This window comes from Streptomyces sp. NPDC055749 (assembly GCF_053617235.1).
This window is the reverse complement of sequence record NZ_JBSHFH010000022.1, coordinates 89,158-107,859: the sequence shown is the minus strand read 5'-3', so window position 1 is coordinate 107,859 and position 18,702 is coordinate 89,158. Positions and strand designations below refer to the sequence as shown.

The following is an 18,702-nucleotide window of genomic DNA, read 5'->3' as shown; positions in this document are numbered from 1 at the left end:
AATGGCACGGGTACGGACGACGCGCAATCCGCTGCTGGTGGCGGCGATCGTGCTGACGGTCGCGGCGGCGGGCGCGGCAGGCTGGGGCGGCCTGTCCCGGTACGAGGCGGCCCACGACGACTCGGCGGCGTACGCACAGGCCCGCGACGACGTGCTGGCCGCGGGCGAGCAGGCCGTCCAGAACATGAACACCCTCGACCACCAGAAGGTGGAGCAGGGCCTGGACAGCTGGGAGGACTCCACCACGGGCGATCTGCACCAGCAACTCGTTGAGGGACGGGACGAGTTCGTGAAGCAGATCGAGTCGGCGAAGACGGTCAGCACGGCCAAGGTCCTGTCGGGTGCGGTGACCGAACTCGACGACCGGTCGGGCCGGGCAGCGGTCATGGTGGCGCTGCGGGTCACCGTGACCGCGCCGAAGGGCGAGCCCGCGGTGAAGGAGAGCCGGATGCTCGGTCAGCTCACCCGGACGTCCGGGGGGTGGAAGCTCAGCGCCCTCGGCCAGGCGCCCGTCGGCAACACGGCCGGCTGACGCACCCCGACCCGACTCCCGCCCCGCCACCGAGAGGACCCCGGACATGTCGACGACACGTCACCTCGTCAACCGTCAGCGCCGCCTGGCCACGGCAGCCGCCGAACGCACCACTGCCACGACCGCCGCCGCAACAGTCACCGCCGAAGCGGAGCAGGAAGCTCCACCCGAGCCGCTGCCGCCGAAACGGCGGCCCTCCGTACGCGGCGTCCGGCTGCCCGCCGTCCTGTGCGCCCTCACCGTGCTCCTCGGCACCTTCGCCGCCTGGTCCCTCACCTCGGCCGAGGGCCTGCGCGACGACCCGTCCCGGCAGAACACCGCGCTCACCGACATCGGCAGGACCAGCGAGGTGAAGGGCCAGATCACCGAGGCGGTCGGCGCCGTGTTCTCGTACGACTACGCCTCGCCCGCCAAGTCGCAGCGTGCCGCGCGGACTTACCTCGTCGGCAAGGCCGTCGGCCAGCACGAGGAGATGCTTGCCGACGTACGGGCGCAGGCGCCGACGCAGAAGCTCGTCCTCACCACGACCGTGACGGAGAGCGGCGTGGAACTGCTCGACGGCGACCGCGCCCGGCTGCTGGTCTTCGCCGACCAGAGCAACACCCGTACCGGCAAGGCGGACGAGACCACGTACGCGGCGGCCATGTTCGCAGTGGACGCCGTTCGCCGCGGGGAGAGCTGGCGGATCTCCGCCATCGACACGTTCACGCAGTGATCCGGGACAGGAGAGCACGCATGAGGTTCAACGGCACAATGCTCCGCGGACTCACCGGTACGGCCACCGCCGTCGCCGCGATGGCCGCGCTCACCGCATCCCAGGCGCCGGGGTTCGCAGGCCAGTCGCTGAACGCGAAGAAGGCCGCGGCCCAGGACGACGTGATCTGGACCCAGGTGCCCAACGACGACTCGTACCATACGGAGTTACCACCGCTGAAGACACCCGCGCCGCCCCCGCGCGGCGGGAAGCCGGGTCCGGTCGCCGCGATACCCGCCCAGGCACACGCCGAGGCGGGCATCCCGGCGACGGTCCTCGCCGCCTACCGCAAGGCCGAGGGCGCACTCGGCCGCAGCGACCCCGGCTGCAACCTGCCGTGGCAACTGCTCGCGGCGATCGGCAAGGTGGAGTCGGGGCAGGCACGCGGCGGCCGGGTCGACTCCGACGGCACCACACTCGGCAGCATCCTCGGACCCGTCCTCAACGGCGTGGGGTTCGCGAACATCAGCGACACCGACGACGGTGCCTACGACGGCGACGCACAGTACGACCGGGCCGTCGGGCCGATGCAGTTCATCCCCTCCACCTGGGCGCACTGGGGGAAGGACGGCAACCGCGACGGGCGCCGTGACCCCAACAACATCTACGACGCCGCGCTCGCGGCGGGCCACTACCTCTGCGCCGGTACCCGGAACCTGAACACACAGGGCGATCTGGACCGGGCGATCCTGAGCTACAACCACTCGGACACCTATCTGCGCACGGTGCTGTCCTGGCTGGACTTCTACCGCCAGGGCACCCATCCGGTCGCCGACGGCAGGGGAGTCATACCCCGCAGCCCCGGCGCGGGCGGTCCCTCCGAACCCAAGGCCCCGGTGGGCGCACCCGGCAGCCCCGGAAAGCCCGCGAGTCCCGGGGAGGGCGGCGGCGGCATCGTCATCGGACCGCAGCCCAGCAGCCCACCGCCGTCGCCCACGCTCCCCGACCCCAGCCGACCGCCGGGCCCGAGCCCCGACCCGACGGAGACCGGACCCACGGACCCGGGCCCCAGCCCCGACCCGACGGACACGGGATCTCCCGGCCCCGACCCCACACCCACGGACCCGACGACGCCGCCGACCACGTCACCCACCACACCACCGACATCACCGGACCCGTCCCCGGACCCGAGCACCAGCGCCCCGGGCTGCCCGACCGGCTCCCCGTCCCCCGATCCGTCCCCCGATCCGTCCGACACCACGCCCACCGGGACCGGCGCCGAGACGCCCGACCCGTGCGCCGGCACGGCCGCCTCAGCCGCCTGACAGCACCTCGGACAGGTCGTACCGCACCACTTCCTCCAGCTGCGCGTAGGTGCAGCCGGAGGGGGTGCGGTCCGGCCGCCACCGGCGGAACTGGGTGGTGTGCCGGAACCGGTCGCCCTCCATGTGGTCGTAGGCCACCTCGCAGACCCGCTCCGGGCGCAGCGCCACCCACGACTGGTCCTTCTTCCCCGACCAGCGGTTAGGCGTGCCCGGCAGCCGCGCCTTCTCGTGCGCCGCGGCGTCCTCCCAAGCCGCCCACGGATGGCTGTCGACGCCTTCGCGCAGCGGCTCCAGCTCCTCCGCGAGCTCCGCGCGCCGCTGCATCGAGAAGGCGGAACACGCTCCGACGTGCTGGAGGACGCCCTCGGTGTCGTACAGACCCAGCAGCAGCGACCCGACGACCGGCCCGCTCTTGTGGGCCCGGTAGCCCGCCACCACACAGTCGGCGGTCCGCTCGTGCTTGATCTTGTACATCGCGCGGATGTCGGGCCGGTAGGGCAGATCGAGCGGCTTCGCGACGACCCCGTCGAGTCCGGCGCCCTCGAAGTGCTCGAACCACTCCTGGGCGGTGGCGAGGTCCGTGGTGGCGGGAGCGAGATGGACCGGCGCCGAGGCACCGGAGAGCGCAGCCTCCAGCACCGCCCGCCGGTCCGTGAGCGGGGTGGAGAGCAGCGATTCGTCGTTCACCGCGAGGACGTCGAAGGCGACGAAGGCGGCCGGGGTCTGTTCGGACAGCATCCGCACCCGCGAGTCGGCCGGGTGGATGCGCTCGCTCAGCCGGTCGAAGTCGAGCCGTCCGTCGTGGATCACGACGATCTCGCCGTCGAGCACGCAGCGAGGCGGCAGATTGTCCCGCAGCGCGACGACCAGCTCGGGAAAGTAGCGGTTGAGCGGCTTGCCGGTCCGGCTGCCGATCACCACCTCGTCGCCGTCCCGGTGCACGATCGCCCGGAAGCCGTCCCACTTGGCCTCGTAGTGCATTCCGGGCGGAATCGTGGACACGGACTTGGCGAGCATCGGTTTCACGGGCGGCATCACCGGAAGGTCCATGCGCCCGATTGTTTCGCATCCCTCCCGGGACGTCTCCCGATGTGCGGCATATGTGCGCCCGGCCTACGGTGGCCGACATGGGAGCAGCGGTGGAGCTGGACGCAGGCGGACGGACGGTACGGCTGTCCAACCCCGACAAGGTCTACTTTCCGGAGAAGGGCTATACGAAGCGGGACGTGGCCGAGTACTTCCTCGCGGTGGGGGGCGGAATCACCCGTGCCCTGCGCGACCGGCCGACCACCCTCCAGCGCTTCGTGGACGGAGTCGCGGGCGACTTCTTCTACCAGAAGCGGGCGCCGAAGAACCTCCCCGACTGGATTCCGACCGCCCGGATCGCCTTCCCGAGCGGGCGCCCCGCCGACGAGATCTGCCCCACCGAGATCGCCGCCGTCCTCTGGGCGGCCAACCTCGGCACCCTCACCTTCCACCCCTGGCCCGTACGCGGCACCGATACCGACCGGCCCGACGAGCTGCGCATCGACCTCGACCCGCAGCCCGGCACGGACTACGCCGACGCGGTCTCCGCCGCACACGAGCTGCGCTCCGTCCTGGACGACCACGGGCTGCGCGGCTGGCCCAAGACCTCCGGCGGGCGAGGCATCCACGTCTTCGTACCGATCGAACCCCGCTGGACCTTCACCGAGGTCCGCCGCGCCACGATCGCCGCCGGCCGGGAACTGGAACGGCGCATGCCGGACCGGGTCACCACCGCCTGGTGGAAGGAGGAGCGCGGCGAACGCATCTTCGTCGACTTCAACCAGACGGCCCGCGACCGCACGATCGCCTCCGCCTACTCCGTACGCCCCTTCCCGCACGCACCGGTCTCCGCGCCGCTGCGCTGGGAGGAGATCGACGACGTCACGCCGCGCGATTTCGACATCAGGACCATGCCCCCGCGGTACGCGGAACTCGGCGACGTCCACGCCGACATGGACGACCACGCCTTCGGTCTGGAACAGTTGCTGGAACTCGCCGACCGGGACGAGCGGGACCGGGGCCTCGGCGACATGCCCTACCCGCCGGAGTACCCCAAGATGCCCGGCGAGCCCAAGCGCGTCCAGCCCAGCCGAGCCAGGCATGCCGACGACAACGGCGACGGCGAAGACGGCGACAAGGAATGAGCGGAGGCCGTGACCACATGCGCGAGCATGCGGGCACGGCCTCCTGACACGGTGTCGCGGGTTACAGCTCCTTGATACGGATGTCGCGGTACGAGACCACGTCCGTGGTGCCGTGCACCTGGAGCCCGACATAACCGGAGGCGAACCGCCGGCCGTCGGTGCCCGGGTCGTCGCCCCGCGGCGGCTCGAAGAGCTGACCACCGGTGTTCTCGAACTCGTTGATCAGCACACCGTTGCGGTAGACCGAGTAGTGCTGGTCCACCACCCGGATCTCGTAGTCGTTCCAGGTGCCCTTGGGCGTGACCCCGGCACCGCCGAGACCCACCCGGTCGAACCCGTAGAGCGAGCCCGTCTTGTACATGTCGCCGTCCGGCCGGTCGTTGATCTGCACCTCATGGCCGTACTTGATGGCGACCCACTCCGGACGCGACTCCTCCGGGTTGTCGTGGACGTACGGGAAGCGGACGAAGACACCGCTGTTGGCGTTGCCCGTGCCCGGTGCGTCGTCCCGCCACTGGAGCTTCAGCGAGAAGTCCCCGTACTGCCTGCCCGGGAACCACAGCATGCCCATGCCGGGGACGGTCGTCGAGCTGGTGATGGTGCCGTCCGCGTTGAGCCCGAACCGGCCACCGCCCACCTGCTCCCACTTGGCCAGCGACGCGGCCGTGCCGTCGAACAGCTTCCGGTAGCCCTCGACCTGGCCCGGCCTGCCGATACCGGACTGCTTCGCCGCCCGGTAGATCGTCCGGTGCTCACGGGCGTCGATCACACCGGCGGTCAGGAGCTTGTCGAGGACCGTGTCCACATGCTTGAGGAACAGCGCGTGCGAGGACCAGTCCTTCTCGTCCTCGATCAGCTCGTTGATCGTGCACCGGTTGCCGGTGACACGGTTCGGTACGCCGCTGTCGACCGTGCCGACGATGACCGTCAGCCGCTCGTCGAACTCAGGGCAGTTCGGCCCTGGTACGCCGCCGCCCTCGGCGACCGTGAACGACACCTGCTTGGCCTCGGAGGTGTTGCCCGCCTTGTCCGTCGCCCGGTGGGCGAAGGTGTGGGAGCCGATCCGGTCGACGAGCACGGGGGCGGTGTAGGCCAGGTACGGGCCGCCGTCGAGCGAGTACTCGACCTTGTCCACGCCCGAGCCGGCGTCGGTCGCGGTGACCGTCGCCTTCGCGCTGGTGATGAAGGCACCGTCCGAGTTCTTCTCGCCCGTCAGCGCCACCGTCGTCACCGGCGGAGTCTTGTCCTCAGTCGGCGGCGCGACGACCGTGAAGTCGACGGCCTTCTCCGCGGCGGCGTTGCCCGCCTTGTCGGTGGCCCGGTAGCGGACCTTGTGCGTGCCGACCTCATGCACCATCACGGGCGTGGTGTACGGCTGCCAGGCGCCGTCGGCCCCGATCGCGTACTCGATGGTGTTGACGCCCGACCCGGTGTCGGACGCGGTCACCGTGACCGTCGCCATCCCCAGGTACGCGCCCTGGGCGTCCTTCTCGCCCGATACGGTCGCCGAGGTCTCCGGTGGGGTCTCGTCGTCCGTGGGCGGCGCGGCGACCGTGAAGTCGACGGCCTTCTCCGCCGCCACGTTGCCCGCCTTGTCGGTGGCGCGGTAACGGATCTTGTGGGTACCGACCTGGTTCACCACGACGGGCACGGTGTACGGCTGCCAGGTGCCGTCCGTGCCGACCGCGTACTCGACGGTGCCGACGCCCGAACCGGCGTCGGTCGCCGACACGGTGACGGCGGCCTGGCCGATGTACGCGCCGTCGGCGTTCTTGTCGCCGTCCACCCTCGCCGAGGTCTCCGGCGCCGTGGTGTCCTCGCCGCCGCCCTCGGTCACGGTGAGGATGCCCTGCATCGACCCGTGACCGGGAATGGTGCAGTGGTAGAAGTACCGGCCGGGGGTGAGGTTGACCTCGACGCTGTGCTTTCCGCCCTCGCTGTCATTCGGGTTGGCGAGGATGTTCAGCTGGACGTCGTTGTTGAACTCCGGGTCCGAGACGCTGAACGTCAGCGTGTGCGGCATGCCCGTCGTGTTGCCGGTCGCCGCGCTGTTCTCGAACACGATGGTCGCCGCGCCGGCCACCGCGGTCTTGGGGAACGAGAGATAGCGGTCGATGGGATCGCCCGCGGTCCAGTTGAGGACCTGGTCGGCCGCCGCCGTCGCCTCACGGTCGTCCTCGCGGCCGTACGCGGCCGTCGAGGTGAGCCCGAGGATCAGGAGGAACGAGGCCAGCAGCGCCGGCCACAGCCGGGCCGGCCGGTGCCGGAGCCGTGCGAAAAGGGGACGGTGTCTCACTGAACTTCCGCCTTCCTGGCCAGATCGGCGGCGGCCGGAGTCGCGCCCCCGCCGGTGTACGTCACGCGCCACAGCGCGGACTTGGAGTCCGAGGTGAAGAAGCCCCGCCCGTAGTCCAGGACGTAGAGCGAACCGTCCGGGGCGAACTTCCAGTCCATGAGATTGCGGATGCCGTTGGTACCCACCGGGATGATCTTCTTCAGGGACTCGGCGTGCGTGGGCAGACCGCCCTTGCCGACCGTCTTCGGATCGGTGAGCACCGCGTGCCGGGGCTGGTCGCCGTCGTAGAAGTCACCGACGAACCACTTGCCGTCCCAGTACGAGGGCCACTTGTCGGCGCTGGTGCTCGCCGCGTCGTACCGGTACACCGGGCCGTTCATCGTGGCCTGGCCACCGCCCTTGAGCCACGGGAGGAGCTGCTTGCCCTCCTCCGCCTTGTAGCTCGGGATGCCGTTGGCGTCACGCGGATAGTCGATTCCGCCGCCCTGCGGCGAGTACCAGATTGTGTTGGGAGTGACGGGCGGCAGCTTCACCAGGCCGTCGTTGTTCGGCGACTCGTTCCTGGGCGCGTTGCAGTCGTACCAGCCGAGCGGTACGGACGGGTCGGCCAGGCCGCGGTCACGGTAGGGCTGGTTGTTGCCCATGCAGTACGGCCAGCCGTGGTTGCCCGCCTTGGTGATCGCCGCGAAGGTGTCGTACTTGGCGGGTCCCCAAGTGGTGCTCGGTGCTCCCGCGTCGGGGCCGACCCAGCCCGCGTACAGCGTGTCGGTCGCCGGGTCGACGGAGATCCTGGCCGGGTTGCGCACACCCATCACATAGATCTCGCCACGGGTCTTGCCGCCGCCCTCGTCCGGCTCCTTGCCGGTGAAGAGGTTGCCCTCGGGCAGGGTGTACGTGCCGTCGGCCTCGGGGTGGATCCGCAGGATCTTCCCGTTGAGGTTGTTGGTGTTGCCCGAGGTGCGCCGGGCGTCGGCGTAGGACACGCCCTTGTAGTTCGGTGCCGGGTTGTTCCCCGAGTAACCGCTGCTGGATCCGGACGAGTTGTTGTCGCCCGTCGCGATGTACAGGTTGCCCTTGGAGTCCCAGGCCATCCCGCCGCCCGCGTGGCAGCAGCTGTGGATCTGGACCGGCCACTGGAGCAGCACCTTCTCGGATGCCGTGTCCAGCTTGCTCGTGGCCGGGTCGAAGGTGAAGCGGGAGACCTGGCGCACCGCCATCCGCTTGTCGCGGTCGATCTTCGCGTGCGGGGTGTAGTGCAGATACACCCAGCCGTTCTTCGCGAAGTCCGGGTCGAGTTCGATCCCGAGGAGACCCTCCTCGACCTTGACGGTCTCGTCGCCGCCGCCCTTGTTGCCGAAGACGGTCAGCGCTCCCGCGAGAGTGACCTTCCTGGTCGCGGGGTCGTAGACGTGGATCTCGCCCTGGCCCTTGCCGATGTCGGGGTTGTTCCAGTCGATGACGACCGGCGCACTGCTGTCGGCGCCGCCGCGGCCGATGTAGAACACCCGGCCGTCCGGTGCGGTCACCAGTCCGTGCGGCTCGCCGATCTGGTCGTTCTGGCCCGGCTGATTGGGCTGGGTGACCCGCTCGGCCTTGTAGTTGGCGTTGATCGTGGCCTTGCAGTCGGCCTGCGAGATACGGGAGGTCCAGGCGAGCGCGCCGCGCAGATGCTCGCGGAAGTCCGTCTCGGCGAAGCTGTCGACGGTGCCGCCCATGCCCGTGTAGAAGGAACGGCCGCCGTCGTAGTCGCGGCACCAGGAGACCGGGTGGTCCCAGCCGTTGGCGCTCGCACCGGGCTTGTACGTGAGCTCGCGGACCCGGGCCACGGTGTGCACGTCACCGGACGGATTCTTCGTCCAGTTCAGCCACTTGTCCGGCCGCTTCCACTCCAGCGGCAGGTTCTTGGTGGCCGGGTGCTGCCGGTCACCGATCTCGACCGTCGCACGCTGCGCGGCAGTTGGGCTGCTGGCGGCGGGCCGTGCCCCGACCAGTCCGGTGAACCAGTCCGAGTACGGCTCGGTGCGCGCCGCGTCATGGATGCCGAGGAACCCTCCGCCCGCCTCCATGTACGACTCGAGACCGGCCTCCTGCTCCGGGTCGAGGACGTCGCCGCCGCCGGTCAGGAAGACGACCGCGTTGTACCGGCCGAGCTGCCGTGCGTCGGTGAAGACACCGGCGTCGTCGGTGGCCACGGTCCGGAAGCGGCCGGAGGTCGGGCCGCTCAGCCCGATCTTCTCGATCGCCGCGAGACCGGCGTTCACCGTCGGCGACTCCTCGCCCGCCGAGGCGTGGAAGACCAGCACCCTGACGTTGGCGCCGCCGGGCGGCGACGGAAGAGACAACGTTGTCGCCCGGTCCATCGGCTCCGGATAGGGTCCGGCGCTCGCGGCACCGCCTCCGAGCAGGGAAGCGGTCAGTGCGCCGGCCCCTACGACCGCCGCGATACCTCGTCGAGATCTGGACCGGTGATGTGGTGTGCGCTGCATGTGGTCACCCACCCCTCTTTGGTCACTGCAACAGCGCATGAAGCTAGACCTCTTTTCGTGACTCGCCAATAGCTATGGCAGCAATGGCACGAACTTTGTCCTGGGTGTGGATAAACGAAGACGTGACCGCTACCGTATGGGCCGTCCAGGGGGCACCTCTGCCCCCATGTGTCTCCGACAGCCCGTCAGTTGCCCTTTCTCAGTGGGGAGTTCGACATGGACCGAAGGACCTTCAACCGGCGCATGCTGGCGGGCGGCGCGGCTGCCGCGGCAACGGGGGTGACATCGTTGTCGCTCGGTGCGGTCGAGGCCAGCTCGGCGGAGACCCCGCCCAGGACCGCCCCGGCGGGCGGTGAGGTGCGGCGGCTGAAGATGTACGCCGAGAAGATGCCGGACGGCTCGCTCGGGTACGGCTTCGAGAAGGGCAAGGCGTCGGTCCCCGGGCCGCTCATCGAGCTCAACGAGGGCGACACCCTGCACATCGAGCTGGAGAACACCACGGACGTCGACGCGAGTCTGCACGTCCATGGTGTCGACTACGAGATCGGGAGCGACGGCACCCGGCTGAGCAAGAGTCATGTTGAACCGGGCGGCACCCGCACCTACACCTGGCGCACCCACGCCCCGGGCCGCCGCAAGGACGGCACCTGGCGGGCGGGCAGTGCCGGGTACTGGCACTACCACGACCATGTCGTGGGTACGGACCACGGCACCGGCGGCATCCGCAAGGGGCTGTACGGCCCCCTGGTCGTCCGGCGCAGGGGCGACATACTCCCGGACAAGACCTTCACGATCGTCTTCAACGACATGACGATCAACAACAAGGCGGCGCACCAGAGTCCGAACTTCGAGGCCACGGTCGGCGACCGGGTCGAAGTCGTGATGATCACGCACGGCGAGTACTACCACACGTTCCACATCCACGGTCACCGCTGGGCCGACAACAGAACCGGGCTGCTCACCGGGCCCGACGACCCCAGCCGTGTGATCGACACGAAGATCTGCGGACCGGCCGACTCCTTCGGCTTCCAGATCATCGCGGGCGAACAGGTGGGGGCAGGGGCCTGGATGTACCACTGCCACGTCCAGAGTCACTCCGACATGGGCATGGCCGGACTGCTGCTGGTCGCCAAGACGGACGGCACGATCCCGGGCTACGAACCGCACCACGTGGCCGGCGCGGAGAAGGCCGCCGAGGCGGAAGGAGCCGCCGACAGCGGGGCTCACCAGCACTGAGCCCTCGTCAGCCCTCCGCGGCCAGCCGGCGCTGCTCCTCCTCGACGATGCGCCGGGCGAGCGACCCGTCCGACACATCGACGGCATCGGGCGTCGCCTCGGCGACATCGCTGCGCCGGGCGTACGCGTCGAACAGCCGGTCCTTGCGCGCGAGGATGTCCAGCATCCGCTGATCGACGCTGTCCGCCGCCAGGAGCCGGTGCACCTGGACCGTGCGTATCTGCCCCATGCGATGGGCGCGGGCCACGGCCTGGTGCTCCATCGTCGGCTTGATCTGCGGTTCGCACAGGATGACCACCGAGGCCGCCTGCATGTTCAGGCCGACGCCCCCGGCCTGGATCTGGCTGAGCAGGACCGCGTGCCCGTCCGCCGCGCCGAACCCGTCGACAAGCTCCTGTCGGCGGGCGGCCGGCACGCTCCCGGAGACCGGCCCGAACACGCCGTCGCCCAGGGCCTCCTGGACCGTGGCAAGCACCTCGCGGAAGTACGAGAACACCACCACCTTGAGCCCGTTGCTCTCCGCCTCCGTGACCAGCTCGCACAGCCGGCTCAGTTTCGCGGAGGTGGCGGGCCGCGCGTACGCGGCGCGGCGCATCCGCATGAACTGCCCGGAGTTCACGGCTTCCCGATAGACATCGAGGTCGGCCTCGCTGAACTCCTCCCACTCGTCGACGTGGACCAGCGCGGGGAGTTCGCTCAGCACGTCCACCTGGTTGCGCCGCAGGTAGGCAGGGGCGACGGCTCTGCGGAAAGCGTGCGAACCGGCCGCGCCGTGGGTGGTGGAGACCGCCGGGGCCAGTTCGGGACGCAACTGACGTACGAGGCTGCGGAACTCCTCGACCCGGTTCTCCATCGGAGTACCCGTCAGATACAGGACCCGCTCGGTGCGCTGCGCCCAGCCGGCCACGCTCCGGGCCCGGCGGGTCGCCGGATTTTTCACGAAGTGGGCCTCGTCCACCACCAGCATGCCGGGCCGGACCGCACCGGCCCACGCGTCCGGCAGGGTGTGCAGGGCGTCGAACGTGGTGAGGGCGACCCCGCCGCTCCCGCACCATTCGGTGAACGCCTCCTGGCGCTCCGGACCGTGCACGGGGAGCGCCCGCAGCGTGGAGCGCGCGCGGATCTCCCGCGTCCAGTTGATCAGCACGCTCGCCGGGCACACCACCAGGAAGTGCGTCTCGCCCTGCGCGGAGAGATGGGCGAGCGCCGCGATGGCCTGGACGGTCTTGCCGAGTCCCATCTCGTCACCGAGGATCACCCGCTTCTGGGCCAGGGCGAAGCGCGCCCCGAACGACTGGTATCCGCGCAGCGAGACCCGCAGATGCACGTCGTCGAGCCGCAGCCCGCGCACCCGGTCCGCGATCCCGGCCGGGAGGAAGCCCTCGGCGGCGTCCCGGTCGGGTCCGGTGCCCGACATCTCGGCCAGCAGGCTGTAGTACTCGGCCGACCGCAGCTCGAAGTCGACCCAGGCCCCTGGCGCGGACTCCGGCGCCCGCAGCAGGTCGACCGACACCTGCCCGAACAGCAGCGGCAGCTCCCGCTCGTCCGCCTCGGCCACGGCGGCTCGTACGGAGAGGGCGGCGGCCAGTACCTGTTCGCGGGCCGCCCGGCCGGTGAACAGCATCCGCAGCCGGCCCCCGGCCGGTCCGGCCGTGACCAGCAGGGGTTCCAGCCGTGCCTGGAGCCCGCGCGCGGCGTCGCACGCCCGCCGTACGTCGGGCCCCGCCTCGACCAGCCGGTGCAGGGCCACCACCAGGGCGGTCGTCGGCTCGTCGGGAGCGTCCACATCGATGCGTACGGAGACGGTGTCCCGGACCGCGTGCGCGATCTGACGGGCCGCGGCCAGCGCCTGGTCGGCGGTCTGCGCCCCCACGCCGGGGATCTGCCGGAGCTCGTAACGGCTCGCCGCGTGCACCTGGCCGACCGTCTCGTAACCCGCCTGCTCGACCGCACCGATCCGCAGCCGCCCCTCGGTCACGTCCTTGAGCCGCGACACGGGGATGGCCGCCAGCTCCTGGCCGACCAGGGAGTCCAGCAGCGGATCGAGTGAGCCGCGGACGGCGTCGACGGCCCGGCCGTGATCGGCCAGCACCGCGCGGGCCGTCTCCAGCAACCGTTCGGCGCGGCCGAAGAGCTCCCGGGCGGCTCGTCCCGTGGGCGCCTCGGTACGCGTCGCCCCGGCCTCTGTCATCTACGTCCCTCTGTCCCCACAGCCTCGCCGTCACCGCGGCACCCACCGGCCCCGGCCGGTGCACATCGTCCCACGGAGCCGGCCCGGCTGCGGTTGTCAGTGCCCGGTGCAAGACTCGGTCGAGCGGGGGATTTCCCGCGCCACGAGACGGGCGAGACGACCAGCGGACGACCAGGCTCAATGAAGGGGCACACCATGCTCAACCCCAGCTTTGTCACCGGAATCCCCAACTGGATCGATCTGGGCACACCGGACGTGGACAGAGCCACCGCGTTCTACCGGGGCCTCTTCGGCTGGGAGCTGGTGCCCGGTGCCCCCGACACCGGTGGGTACGGGATGTACATGCTGAACGGCAACGCTGCCGCCGGGGTGATGACCGTGCCGGAGGACGAGGCGAAGCCCTCCTGGTCGGTCTATTTTCAGACACCCGACGCCGAGGCCACGGCCACATCGGTCGCACAGGCCGGGGGCACCGTGCTCTTCGCGCCCATGGACGTCCGGGAGTTCGGCCGGATGGCCGGCTTCACGGACAACCAGGGCGCGTACTTCGGTGTCTGGCAGCCCGGGACCAACAGGGGCCTGGGAGTGATCCAGGAACCGGGCTCGCTGCTCTGGTCCGAGCTGCACACCCCCGACGTGTCCACCGCCGCCGCGTTCTTCCAGACGCTCTTCGGCTGGGAGGCCGACGAGATGACGTTCCCCGGCGGTGCCTACACCACGGTCGGACCGGCGGGCGCAGGCCCGGAGTCGTCGTTCGGCGGAATCGCGCACCTGGGTGACATTCCGGCCGACGCCGGCAAGGAGCCGCACTGGCTGCCGTACTTCGCGGTGGAGGACTGCGACGCCGCGTCGGCGCAGGCGGAGCGGCTGGGAGGCAGTGTGACGGTGGCGCCCCAGGACGTGGAGGGCGTGGGCAGGATCGCCCATGTCGCCGACCCGTTCGGCGCGGCGTTCGCCCTGATCAAGCCCGCACCGATGCCGCAGGACTGAATCAGGACGGAATGCGGCATCCATCGGTGCGCCCCATTGACGGGCCGTTGATCAGTTGTTTATCGGCGCCCGGCACTGTGGTCACCATGCTGATCAACACCGTGACCGAGGACGCACCCGCCTGGCGGGAGACCGCGCTCTGCGCGCAGGCGGGACCCGAGTTCTTCTTCCCGGCTCCCGGCAGTTCGACGCGCGAGGCCAAGCAGTTGTGCAACGCCTGCGAGGGCCGCGTCGCCTGCCTGGAGTACGCACTCGCCAACGACGAGCGCTTCGGCGTCTGGGGCGGGCTCTCCGAGAAGGAGCGGGAGCGGATGCGCAGAGGCACCCGCCCCTAGGACCTGCCCGTCCCTGGAGCTGACCGCTACGCGGACGGAATCCGGAAGGTCTCGCCGTACGTCTGCCAGGCCAGAGGCGTCCGCAGCCCCAGATTGCCCTCGCGCAGGAACACCCGCTGCGCGGTGTCGATCCGGGAGGTGTCGCGCTGGGTCTTCCTCGCCTGGATCACCGACTTGCCCGCGTCCAGGAAGGCATGGAGGTACGCGGTCTCGTCGCCGCCCTCGGCCGCCGTGTCGGCCTCGGCCATCGCCGCGTCGCGGATTCCGTAGAAGCCCGTCGCCTCGATTCCGGGGCCGTGCAGGACCATGGCGTCGTAGTAGACGAACTGCCCCAGCGTGCCGAGCCCGTCCAGCTTCGCGAGCCGGACGGCGGGCTCGAAGTAGAGCCGGTCCCGGAAATCCTCCTGGGCGTCGCGGAACGCCTTGTCCCCGGCCGCCGCCTTCCACGCGGCCGTGAAGCCGGGGTCGAGTCCCTCGTGCGAATCGGTACCGTCCACCGCACGCAGGGCGGGGAGGAACGGGGCGAGCGGATTGTCCGGATGGTCCTCGGTGAAGGACTCGACGAGCTGGAGCATGTCGTTCGTCCCGGAACAGAAGCCGACGATCCCCGCCGTGTAGCCGGTGCCGTCCCCCACGTCCTCGATGGTCCCGTACTGGCCGCGCCAGTCCAGCGTGGAGCTCTCCGCGCTCGCCACCAGTTGCGAGGCGATCTCCTTCATACGCGGCTCTTCGAGGCCGGCCGGCAGCCCGGCCACCTCCGCGTCCTCCGCCTTCTGCTTGGCCGCGGCTGCTGCGTCGGTACCAGCAGGAGGGGTCGCCCCGGGCTGCGTCGCCTGCGGCGAACCCGTGGGCAGCGCGGGGTCGCCGCCGCTGCCGAACACGATGGATGCGGCGATGGCGATCGGTGCGCCGAAGAGGAAAAGACGCGTCACTGGCTTCACCCGGCACAGAGTACGGTCCGTAAACCTCTGGGGGCAGCCCACCCCCGCACGGCACAATCACCCCCATGACCGATGCCAGGCCCGTCGCCCTCGTCTGTGCCCTGCTCGATGCCGTCGACTCCCTCTCGCATCCGCGGCGCATGCGGGAACTCGCCACGCGCGCCCGGCGGTTCAAGGCCGACGGTGTGCTGCGTGCCGTCCTGGAGGAGCTGGAGAACGGCGGCGGACCGTACGAGCGGGGACTCGCCGTGATCGCGGCGTCCGTCGGTCAGGACCGCGACTGGATCGGTTCGTGCCTCGCCGACGAGGACTCCTACGTCCGGAGGCACGCACTCCGGGTGGCCCGCAGCCTCGGCGTACCCGACACGGCGTACGAGAGGGCGCTGGCCGACGCGCCCACGGCCGTACGCCGTCAGCTGATGCGGGCGATCGTCAGCGACGGCCGCACCGGGCTCGCCGACCGGCTGATCGACGGGGTCCGCGAGACCTGGGGGGACGCGGAGGCGGCCCGTCTGCTGCCCGGCTGCTCCGCCGGCACCGTGACCAGGCTGCTGCCCGCCCTCTTCCGCTCGGTCGGCGGGTGGACCGCGCTGGGCCGCCGTCACCCCGGACCGCTCCTGGACGTCGCGGAACAGGACCTCGCCGCGCAGCCCGATGCGCTGCGCGAGGACTGGTGGCGGCGGTACGGAAACGGCCGCGCGGTCGCCGCCGCCGCGCCCCGGCTTCCGCACCGGGTTCTCGACCTGCTGGAACGCTACGGACCGTCCACCCTGCCGCTGGCCCTGCACGTCCCCCTCGGGCCGCTCGCGACCGCCGACCCCACCCGCCTGCTCAGGCTCCTCACCGGACCCGGCGGAGCCGACGTGCTCGCGGTCTCACGCAGCGGCGCCCTCGGACACGCGGTGCTGCACCGACTCGCCAGGCAGACGCCCGAGGGCCTGCTCGTCGAACTCGGCCGGTCCCTGGCGGATCACGGCCACGCCCTGAACAGGCTGATCCTGGCGCTGCCCCCGGCCCGTCGTGGCCCCTTCCACGAGGCAGTCGTCGAAGGCATGGGCGAGGGCTCGTCCGGCACCGTGGACGCCACGCTCCTCGACGCGATGCCCCGCAGTCATGTGGCGCACCTGGCACGGCGGATGGCGGACCGCGCCCGGGACCGCGGTGAGCCGTGGAGCAGTGTGCTGCTCGCCGAATCCTTCCTGCCGGTCGGCGAGGTACGCGAACGGCTGCTCGCCGCCACTCGCCGCCCGGCCGCCGCGGACCGCGCCGAAGCCTGGCCGCTGCTGATCCGCAACGCCGGGCGCTCCGGCGACCCGTCCGCCGTCGCCACCGTCCTCGACGACATGCTGCGCCTGCGCAACGAGCAGGACCCGGTGAGGTTCGACGCGCTGCACGCGCTGCTCCACACGGCGCCCGCCCTCTTCACGGACGAGGTGGAACCGCTGCTCGACCGCATCACGTCCGACGCCGTCGAGGCCCCCGACTCCTCCCCGCACACCCGGTCCACGCTGAGCTCCCTGGCCCTGGGCATCCTGCGCGAGCACTCGGCCACCGGGCAGCGCGCGCTCGTCAACTGGGCGCTGCGCACGCTGGTCCGGCTCTCCGGGAGCACCGGCCACGCCGACCTCGGCCGACTCGACCGGACCCTGCGGCGCGGCCAGGAGCACACCGTCTTCGAGGCTCTGCGCCCTTGGCTGGAGGCGGGGAGCGAGAAGTCGGACTACGGTCTCGTGTTCGCGCTCACCCGGGCCGTCGGCCGTCGCGCCTCCGGTATGCCGGAGCTCCAGGAACTGCTGTGGCAGGCCGTCCGCTACGGAAACAACTCCGCCGCGCGAACGGCGATCGGCCTGTGGCTGCGTCCGGCCGCCGACCGGGACGAGCGGGTGGAACGCGTACTCGCCCGCGAGCCCTCCGCCGCCGTCCTGCCGGAGATCATCGCCCTGCTCACCCGCCGCCGCACCGATCTGCTCGACCCGTACCTCGCCGAGACCCCGCCGTACGGGCGCTTCCTCACGCACGGCGCCTCGTGGACACCACCGGTGCGGAACAGCGCGCGGTGGGTGCCCCGCCAGCAGCTGGCCGCCGCCCGGACCCTGACGCGGGCCGCCCGGGACGAGAAGCTGCCCCTGTACACGCGGGCCGGGGCGATCGCGGACCTGGCCCGTATCCCCGGGCACGGCGCCGAAGCGGTACGCGAATGGACCGGATCGGCCGATGTGGTGCTCGCCGAGGCGGCCCTCGCCGCACTCGCCCGGACCGACGTACCGGCCGACGCGCTGCCCGCTCTGCTCGCCCACACCGGCGACGACCGTGCCCGCGTCGCCGTGTACGCGGCGAGCCGCGCCGCGCTCCACACCCGGCCGTCCGCGCTGGGCGCACTGTTGCGGGACCGCACCGCGCCCGGCACCGGCAAGGTGACCAGCCGCAAGGAGATGGTCAGGCTCGCCGCGACACGGCTGCCGACGGACCTGGCCGCACAACTGCTCGCCGAGGCGTACGCGATGACGGACCAGCACCCGGATGTCCGGGCCGCGTGCGTCGCGTTCGGTACGGACCTGCTCGGCGACGAGCGGATGTGGGAGGTGATGACGGACGCGGCACGCGGTGGCCGCGCCCTGCGCACCGCCGTACTGCGGGCCCATCCCGCGCAGTTGCCCGAGGCCCACCGCCCCCGCTACGCGAGACTGGTGCAGGAGGTGTGCGCGACCGACGACGAGGAGCTCGCCGCTCTGGCCCACCACACCCTGGAGCACTGGGTGCCCTGGGCGCCCGGGTCCTGCGACGTACTGGGGGCAGCGGTCACCGGCCTGGACCGGCGCGGGGCCTGGCGGTCGGCCGCCGACGCGCTGGTCGGCGCCGCCCTCGTCACTCCGGAGGCGGCACTCGCCCTGAACCGGACCCTGCTGGCGCTGGCTGTCGACGACACCGCCGACGAGGCGGGCAGCCGACGGGACCGCCCTGCCAGGCAACGCGTCGTGCACACGGTGCGCTCACTCACCGCCCGTGCCACACCCCGGCACGACGCCGCAAGGCCCGTGCTCGCCGCTGCCGGCAACGTTCTTGCCCCGCACCGGGACTTCGTACCGCAGGCGGCCGAACTGCTCGTGCACGCCGTCGACCTGAACCCGGAGAGCGGGCCCGGCGCACTGCACACCGCGCTGGCCCGGCTCGCCGGGCTGCACGAAGGGCGGCCCGTGCTCGCCTCCCGAACGGCCGCGACACTCGGCGGACGGATCGGCTCCGGCGACCGGCCTGCGAGCGGCGACACCGAAGCACTGCTCACGGTCGCGGCACGGCTCACGGAGAGCGGCGGCTGCGCCGAGGGCCTTTTCGCCGCCGCGATCACCGCGGCGGCCGGGCGGCGCACCGCCTGGACGGGCCCCTGGCGCACCCAGCTGAGGCTGCTGCGCCAGCACCCGGTCGCCGATGTGCGGGACGCGGCGAACGCACAGGTCACGGCAGCCGAATGAGGGCGCCGGGCCACGGCCCGACGCCCTCGTTCACA

13 protein-coding genes are annotated in these 18,702 nt (G+C 71.3%); 8 read left to right on the top strand and 5 right to left on the bottom strand.

What is annotated here, in order from left to right:
• The first annotated feature begins 1 nt into the window (after position 1).
• Genes ACWGO0_RS18825 through ACWGO0_RS18815 form a run of 3 tightly spaced genes read left to right on the top strand, consistent with a single transcriptional unit; the run spans position 2 to position 2,551 of the window.
• On the top strand, positions 2 to 532 hold the full coding sequence (locus ACWGO0_RS18825) for a nuclear transport factor 2 family protein (protein ID WP_453535692.1): 531 nt from the start codon (positions 2 to 4) through the stop codon (positions 530 to 532).
• Between the two features lie 46 nt (positions 533 to 578).
• A complete protein-coding gene (locus tag ACWGO0_RS18820; protein WP_453535689.1) occupies positions 579 to 1,247 on the top strand; it encodes a hypothetical protein in 669 nt (222 codons plus the stop codon).
• Positions 1,248 to 1,267: 20 nt separating this feature from the next.
• Entirely contained in the window at positions 1,268 to 2,551 is a 1,284-nt protein-coding gene (locus ACWGO0_RS18815) for a lytic transglycosylase domain-containing protein (RefSeq protein WP_453535687.1), read from the top strand.
• Here the strand turns inward: ACWGO0_RS18815 and ACWGO0_RS18810 are convergent.
• A complete protein-coding gene (locus ACWGO0_RS18810) occupies positions 2,540 to 3,601 on the bottom strand; it encodes an ATP-dependent DNA ligase (RefSeq protein ID WP_453535684.1) in 1,062 nt (353 codons plus the stop codon). The two genes, ACWGO0_RS18815 and ACWGO0_RS18810, sit on opposite strands and share 12 nt — an antisense overlap.
• Before the next feature lie 77 nt (positions 3,602 to 3,678).
• Between ACWGO0_RS18810 and ligD the strand changes: the two genes are divergently transcribed.
• The gene (gene ligD, locus ACWGO0_RS18805) at positions 3,679 to 4,722 is read left to right on the top strand and encodes a non-homologous end-joining DNA ligase (protein ID WP_453535681.1); all 1,044 of its coding nucleotides are present in this window, start codon (positions 3,679 to 3,681) and stop codon (positions 4,720 to 4,722) included.
• Between the two features lie 61 nt (positions 4,723 to 4,783).
• On the opposite strand, the gene ACWGO0_RS18800 is transcribed toward ligD, so the two are convergent.
• Both ACWGO0_RS18800 and ACWGO0_RS18795 read right to left on the bottom strand, forming a co-directional pair.
• Positions 4,784 to 7,018 carry an OmpL47-type beta-barrel domain-containing protein gene (locus tag ACWGO0_RS18800; RefSeq protein ID WP_453535678.1) on the bottom strand — a complete coding sequence of 745 codons (2,235 nt, stop codon included), beginning with the start codon at positions 7,016 to 7,018 and terminating at the stop codon, positions 4,784 to 4,786.
• Complete coding sequence (locus ACWGO0_RS18795) at positions 7,015 to 9,504, bottom strand: ThuA domain-containing protein (RefSeq protein ID WP_453535675.1); 2,490 nt, start codon at positions 9,502 to 9,504, stop codon at positions 7,015 to 7,017. Before ACWGO0_RS18795 ends, ACWGO0_RS18800 begins: the two co-directional genes overlap by 4 nt.
• Before the next feature lie 216 nt (positions 9,505 to 9,720).
• On the opposite strand from ACWGO0_RS18795, the gene ACWGO0_RS18790 reads away from it, so the two are divergent.
• The gene (locus tag ACWGO0_RS18790) at positions 9,721 to 10,740 is read left to right on the top strand and encodes a multicopper oxidase domain-containing protein (protein ID WP_453535672.1); all 1,020 of its coding nucleotides are present in this window, start codon (positions 9,721 to 9,723) and stop codon (positions 10,738 to 10,740) included.
• A 7-nt stretch (positions 10,741 to 10,747) separates the two neighbouring features.
• Here ACWGO0_RS18790 and ACWGO0_RS18785 read toward each other — a convergent pair whose 3' ends face one another.
• Positions 10,748 to 12,931, bottom strand: coding sequence for a DEAD/DEAH box helicase (locus tag ACWGO0_RS18785; RefSeq protein WP_453535669.1), 2,184 nt, complete (start codon positions 12,929 to 12,931; stop codon positions 10,748 to 10,750).
• Positions 12,932 to 13,126: 195 nt separating this feature from the next.
• On the opposite strand from ACWGO0_RS18785, the gene ACWGO0_RS18780 reads away from it, so the two are divergent.
• On the top strand, positions 13,127 to 13,921 hold the full coding sequence (locus ACWGO0_RS18780; RefSeq protein WP_453535666.1) for a VOC family protein: 795 nt from the start codon (positions 13,127 to 13,129) through the stop codon (positions 13,919 to 13,921).
• An 86-nt stretch (positions 13,922 to 14,007) separates the two neighbouring features.
• Positions 14,008 to 14,256, top strand: coding sequence for a WhiB family transcriptional regulator (locus ACWGO0_RS18775; RefSeq protein ID WP_453535664.1), 249 nt, complete (start codon positions 14,008 to 14,010; stop codon positions 14,254 to 14,256).
• Positions 14,257 to 14,282: 26 nt separating this feature from the next.
• Here the strand turns inward: ACWGO0_RS18775 and ACWGO0_RS18770 are convergent, their stop codons facing one another.
• The gene (locus ACWGO0_RS18770; RefSeq protein WP_453535661.1) at positions 14,283 to 15,188 is read right to left on the bottom strand and encodes a chitosanase; all 906 of its coding nucleotides are present in this window, start codon (positions 15,186 to 15,188) and stop codon (positions 14,283 to 14,285) included.
• 74 nt (positions 15,189 to 15,262) lie between these two features.
• Here ACWGO0_RS18770 and ACWGO0_RS18765 point away from each other — a divergent pair, with 74 nt between their 5' ends.
• Positions 15,263 to 18,667, top strand: a complete 3,405-nt coding sequence (locus tag ACWGO0_RS18765) for a hypothetical protein (RefSeq protein WP_453535658.1) — start codon at positions 15,263 to 15,265, stop codon at positions 18,665 to 18,667.
• Positions 18,668 to 18,702 lie beyond the last annotated feature (35 nt).

Bases quoted from the DNA above. Each gene is read 5' to 3' on its own strand.
- ACWGO0_RS18825 (WP_453535692.1), top strand. From the start codon at position 2: ATGGCACGGGTACGGACGACGCGCAATCCGCTGCTGGTGGCGGCGATC.
- ACWGO0_RS18820 (WP_453535689.1), top strand. From the start codon at position 579: ATGTCGACGACACGTCACCTCGTCAACCGTCAGCGCCGCCTGGCCACG.
- ACWGO0_RS18815 (WP_453535687.1), top strand. From the start codon at position 1,268: ATGAGGTTCAACGGCACAATGCTCCGCGGACTCACCGGTACGGCCACC.
- ACWGO0_RS18810 (WP_453535684.1), bottom strand. From the start codon at position 3,601: ATGGACCTTCCGGTGATGCCGCCCGTGAAACCGATGCTCGCCAAGTCC.
- ligD (WP_453535681.1), top strand. From the start codon at position 3,679: ATGGGAGCAGCGGTGGAGCTGGACGCAGGCGGACGGACGGTACGGCTG.
- ACWGO0_RS18795 (WP_453535675.1), bottom strand. From the start codon at position 9,504: ATGCAGCGCACACCACATCACCGGTCCAGATCTCGACGAGGTATCGCG.
- ACWGO0_RS18790 (WP_453535672.1), top strand. From the start codon at position 9,721: ATGGACCGAAGGACCTTCAACCGGCGCATGCTGGCGGGCGGCGCGGCT.
- ACWGO0_RS18785 (WP_453535669.1), bottom strand. From the start codon at position 12,931: ATGACAGAGGCCGGGGCGACGCGTACCGAGGCGCCCACGGGACGAGCC.
- ACWGO0_RS18780 (WP_453535666.1), top strand. From the start codon at position 13,127: ATGCTCAACCCCAGCTTTGTCACCGGAATCCCCAACTGGATCGATCTG.
- ACWGO0_RS18775 (WP_453535664.1), top strand. From the start codon at position 14,008: ATGCTGATCAACACCGTGACCGAGGACGCACCCGCCTGGCGGGAGACC.
- ACWGO0_RS18765 (WP_453535658.1), top strand. From the start codon at position 15,263: ATGACCGATGCCAGGCCCGTCGCCCTCGTCTGTGCCCTGCTCGATGCC.